Annotated in this window: 1 protein-coding gene; it reads right to left on the bottom strand. The window is 38.7% G+C overall.

Features of this window, described 5'->3' with window-relative positions; translation table 11 throughout:
- Positions 1–1,781 precede the first annotated feature (1,781 nt).
- Complete coding sequence (locus tag A5758_RS25940) at positions 1,782–5,858, bottom strand: reverse transcriptase domain-containing protein (protein ID WP_231987380.1); 4,077 nt, start codon at positions 5,856–5,858, stop codon at positions 1,782–1,784.
- Between the last annotated feature and the right edge of the window lie 6 nt (positions 5,859–5,864).

Here is a 5,864-nt window from a genome sequence, read left to right as displayed (position 1 = left end):
CATATGAACTCCAAATTGAATGATTCCAGTGGCTAAAAATCCGTGAGACATATATCTATAATTCTTATGTTAACCATTTATTTTAATTCCCTACAGAATGTTCCCAGAAATTAAAACACAGAAGCTGTCCTAACATATTCTTTCCTGATTAACCAATTTCTGACCACTGCTTAGTAATTAGACCATATCTACCTCATATGGACTCCAAATTGAGTGATTCCAGTGGCTAAAAATCCGTGAGACATAGATCTACCTTTTTCATGTTAACCATTTATTTTAATTCCTTACCGATTCTTCCCAGAATTTTAAAAACAGAAGCTAAAATTTTACCACCCATAGCCATACCTATGCAGAACTTTTTACACCAGCCTAAGTATTCAAAGATGCATCACATGCAAGATCAATATGTAACATGATATAGTACATCCATGACCAATCATCAAAGTCTTAAGATCAAAATCCCATTTATAAGTTAGAAATTTCAAAACTTTTCTTCAAAAAGAAATATTGTTAAACTTACCTGGAACACTTAGTCCTTTAGACTTCTCCTTCCTCTTTCTTCCTTTCTTCCTCTCCTTTCCTCACTCTACCTTGCTTCTATTTTTCCTCTCCCTCACTTGCACGAAATTATGATGTTATAAGGGTGGGTTTTGCTTAAATAGACCATCAAATAATTCACCTTTCATGATCATGGGTCTACCTTATCACAATTAGGATCCACTTGGTTGAAATTTTGAAAAACAAACAACTTATGTTCTTGTCTTCCTCTTCCTTAGTCAAGATATGCATAGCAAAAGGAGATTTGTATTTTGAAAATTATGTTGATATGTTCTTAAGACAAGGGACAAGGTTCCTTTGATTTAGGGATTCATTTCCATTTTCTTTTGTCTTAATCAAGTATGATAGGTTTACCTTTTTGGGTGGCAAATTTCTAGCCCTTAAATCTTCATTATTTGGTTGAAATTATTTGTGTGGGCTAGGAATGTTTTGTCCTAATGTCATGTATTATCATACCACTTGCTAAAATTATGAGTGTAGGATATAGATGTTTTGTCTTAAAGCCTTGTATTATCATACCACTTGCTAAAATAATGAGTGTAAGATATAGATGTTTTGTCCTAAAGCCTTGTATTATCATACCACTTGCTAAATTTTTGTCTTATTATACTACATGATTTATTTTATTTTATTTTTCCTCTTGGATTTGGGCTTATTCCTACCCATTTCCTTTACTTTGGATAAAATTCTACCTTTCTTAAAGGGCTTGGACACATTTTTCATAATTTTTGGGCTATCGGTCCAATTTCTATATCCTAGTCCAAGTCTATGTTTATTTCTTGTTTAGGTTATCCAATGGGCTTGCTAGAAACTTATGTGAAGTGGAAAAACTCTATATGAAATGTCCATAGGTGAAAGCCCAATGTATGGGTAAATATGTTAAACTTAGTAACTTTAGTTCTTGAATTAGGAAAAATTACCCTAATCCAATGTTTTCTTGAAATTTTAAGACCTTTACTTGTTTCCAAAAATTTATCTTCCTTACCCAAGAATTTCACCTTTCTTTAGTATATTATTTCTAATTTTCTTAAGTTTTCTCTCTTTACCTATTCCATTAATGTTAGAACATTTCTATGCATACATGTAAGGATTATATTTCCTTAGATATCTAAATAAAATTTAAGGATTTAACTTTGAATACTTTTGGATTTTTATTAATTCATGAAACACAATTTGGGATGTTACATTTCTCTCCCCCTAAAAGAAATTTTGTCCTCAAAATTTCAATATTTACCTAAGAATAATTTCGGATATTTCTTCCTCATGACTTCTTCTAGCTCCCAAGTTGCTTCTTCTGGAGTCAAACCTTCCCATAACACCTTGACTAGGGGAATAGTTTTATTCCGCAATTGCTTTATGTCGGTGTCCAATATAGATGCTGGTACTAGCTGGTATGTCATGTTCTCCTTTATTTGGATTGGTTCATCTCGTATCACATGTGAGGAGTCTGGAAGATACTTCCGGAGCTGTGATACATGGAAAACATTATGCAAGTTGGACAAATTAGGTGGGAGAGCAACTTGATATGCTGACGTCCCTACTTTCTTCAGAATTTGGTAGGGTCCTAAAAATCGCGGATTTAGCTTTTTGATCTTGAGAGACCTACCAACTCCAGTGGTCGGGGAAAGTTTTAGAAATACATGGTCCCCTTCCTCAAACTCCAGAGGTCTATGTCTCTTATCATAGTAACTCTTTTGCCGACTCTGAGCTGTGAGCATTTTGTCTCGTATAATCCTGATTTGTTCAGTGGTTTGTTGAACTAGATCAGGACCCAACAAGTTCTTTTCTCCTACCTCAAACCAACATAGTGGAGATCGACACTTTCTACCGTATAAAGCTTCATAAGGAGCCATCTCAATACTAGAGTGATAGCTATTATTATAAGCAAACTCCACTAGAGGTAGGTATTTATCCCATCCTTTACCTTGCTCCATCACACAGGCCCTCAACATATCTTCTAGGGTTTGAATGGTTCGTTCTGTCTGCCCATCAGTCTGAGGATGGTAGGCAGTGCTGAACCGCAACTGGGTTCCAAAAGCTTCCTGCAACGCCTTCCAAAACCTTGACGTAAACCTCGGATCTCTATCTGAAACGATATTTAAGGGAATCCCATGTAGTCTAACTATTTCTTGGACGTACAACTGGGCCAATTTGTCCAGTGAATAGTTAATCTTTATGGGCAAAAAGTGAGCAGATTTGGTTAATCTGTCAACTATTACCCAGATAGAGTCATGTCCAACTGAAGTCTTAGGTAAGCCCATGACAAAGTCCATTGAAATACTATCCCATTTCCATTTAGGGATCTCAAGAGGTTGTAAAAATCCCGCTGGCTTTTGATGCTCTACCTTCACCTTCTGACAAATTAGACATTTTCCCACAAACTCAGCAATGTCCTTTTTCATCCCTGGCCACCAATACATCCTCTTTAAGTCCTGGTACATTTTAGTGGATCCAGGATGGACTGAGTATTTACTCTGATGCGCTTCCTGTAAGATCTTAGTCTTCAACTCTCGATCTTGAGGAACACAGATCCTTCCTTGGTACATGAATACTCCATCTTCTGAAAAAGAAAAATCATCCTGATCTTTGTGATCTTGTAAGTATTGATCGTGGCCTTGAGCCTCTTTAATCTGGGCTCTAAGGTCACACTCTATACTTAACCCATGGATGATTAGCTTATTTGGAGTAAGAGTAGTGGCTAGTTTCAAATTTTGAAACTCCTCTAGCATCTGCATCTCATACACCATCATTTGACCCATATGCAGAGATTTTCGACTCAAGGCATCTGCTACAACATTCGCTTTTCCTGGATGATACTTTATCTCAAACTTGTAGTCATTGAGAAATTCTACCCATCTTCGTTGCCTCATATTTAACTCCTTCTGATCAAAGAGGTATTTAAGACTTTTATGATCACAATATACTTCAAAGGTTGCTCCGTACAAATAGTGTCGCCAAATCTTTAAGGCAAACACCACTGCCGCCAATTCAAGATCATGGGTTGGATAGTTTCCTTCGTGGGGTCTCAGTTGCCTAGAGGCGTAAGCAACTACTCTCTTATCTTGCATCAGCACACACCCTAGCCCTTTCTTTGAAGCATCACTATATACTTCAAAATGTCCTGTAGGGTCTGGAATAATTAAAACAGGAGGAGTGGTCAGTCTTGTCTTAAGCTCCTGGAAACTAGCTTCACATTGATCAGTCCATTTGAAAGGACTTCCCTTCCTAGTCAATTTAGTCAATGGCAAGGCTATACGAGAGAAGTTTTGTATAAACCTCCTATAGTATCCTGCCAAACCTAAGAAACTTCTGACTTCAGTAACCGTCTTTGGTCTCTCCCATTGAATCACTGCTTCCGTCTTGCTAGGATCTACGGCTACCCCTCTATTAGAGATGACATGTCCGAGAAACTTTACTTCTGACAGCCAAAATTCACACTTCTCTAATTTGGCATACAACTTTTTCTCTTTCAACACTTGTAGCACGATTCGGAGATGTTGTTCATGTTCTTTCTCATTCTTAGAATATATTAAGATGTCATCAATGAATACTACCACAAATTGATCTAGGTAGGGTCGAAAAATGCGATTCATGTAATCCATGAATATTGCAGGTGCATTCGTCAACCCGAAGGGCATTACGAGAAACTCATAGTGCCCATACCTAGTCCTGAAGGCAGTTTTTGGTACGTCCTCCTCCTTGATCCTAATCTGATGGTATCCCGACCTCAAGTCAATTTTAGAAAAGATAGAGGCTCCCTTCAGTTGATCCAATAAGTCATCTATCCTAGGGAGAGGGTATTTATTTTTGATGGTCACCTTATTCAGCTGTCTGTAGTCTATGCATAGTCTCAAGCTCCCGTCTTTCTTCTTAACAAATAATACAGGAGCTCCCCAAGGTGATACACTCGGTCTAATGAATTGCTTGTCTAACAGTTCCTCCAACTGCTTCTTGAGTTCCTGTAGTTCCTTCGAGGCCATTCTATAAGGTGCAATAGAAATAGGCCCTGTCCCAGGTAGGAGATCAATAGAGAATTCTATCTCTCTCTTGGGAGGTAAGCCTGGAATATCGGATGGAAATACTTCAGGAAACTCATTGGCTATTGGGATTTCATCAAGCTTCGATTCGACTTCGAGGTTTGATAAATACAAGAGAATGTATCCAAGTACTCCATTCTTTAACTCCCGATTGACTTGGTTGGCATTAAGCATTAATAACTGCATCTTTTCTTGTGGAGTAGGAGATAGAAATTCAACGGTCTTGGTGCAACAATTGAGTAAGACCCGATTTCTAGACATCCAGTCCAACCCTAAGATGACCTCAATACCTCTTAAAGGTAAACAGATGAGGTCTACAGAAAAAGTTTTCCCCTGGATGGTGACTTGACAGTCTTTACATACAGAGGAAGTTAATACCCTTTCCCCTGTAGGGGTTACTACAGATAGCTCATAGGGAGTTTCAGAAATAGGAAACTGAAACTTCCTAATACATTCTTCCGATATAAATGAATGACTAGCACCAGAATCAAACAACACCATAAGAGCAAATCCATAGATATAGCATGTACCTTGAATCATTTCAGAAGATTGAGCTGCCTCTTGGCCGCTCAGGGTGAAAACCCTTCCTTTCACCTGAGGCCTCTGTTCCGGCTGCTTCCCCATATTCTGTGGGCAGTTTCTCGCAAAATGACCCTTCTGTCCGCAGTTGAAGCAGACATCTTGTCCCATGTAGCATGGCCGGTTACCATGCATGCGTCCGCACTTAGCACACTTGACTGGGGTGGGGTCTTGTTGGAAAGGTCTGGGACCCGCAGTAAATGACCTCTTACCAGCTCTATATCCACTTCTTTTCATGTTCTTGCTAGGGTTGGAAAAATTTTTCTTCCTTTTCCACAGGTTTCGCTTTTGCTTTTCATCCTCCACTGCCTTTAAACTTTTCTCCAAGAGTCTGCATTTATTGATTAAAGGTACAAACTCCTTGATCTCCATAGCTACAACAGCATTCTTTATGTCTGGGTTCAATCCCGCTTCAAACTTAATAGCCTTCCATGCTTCATCGGGGTTAAATCGCAGATAAGAGGAGAATTTAGATAACTCCTCGAACCTCGCGATATATTGGTCTATGGTCATGCTACCCTGCCGGAGTTGGAGAAATTCGATCTCTTTCTCCGCCCTCACAGTACTTGGAAAGTACTTTTCTAAAAAGGTGTCTTTGAACACCTGCCAAGTGATCTGCCTTCCTTGGTGAGCTAAAAGTTCTCTAGCTCCACGCCACCAGTATTCTGCCTCATCCTTTAGCATATATGC

It is taken from the genome of Mycobacterium sp. 852014-50255_SCH5639931, assembly GCF_001665605.1.
Classification (GTDB): Bacteria; Actinomycetota; Actinomycetes; order Mycobacteriales; family Mycobacteriaceae; genus Mycobacterium; species Mycobacterium paraffinicum.
The sequence above is the reverse complement of the archived record's forward strand: the minus strand, read 5'-3'. Positions and strand labels throughout refer to the sequence as shown.

Coding starts and splice junctions, on each gene's coding strand:
- A5758_RS25940 (WP_231987380.1), bottom strand. CDS start 5,858: ATGCTAAAGGATGAGGCAGAATACTGGTGGCGTGGAGCTAGAGAACTT.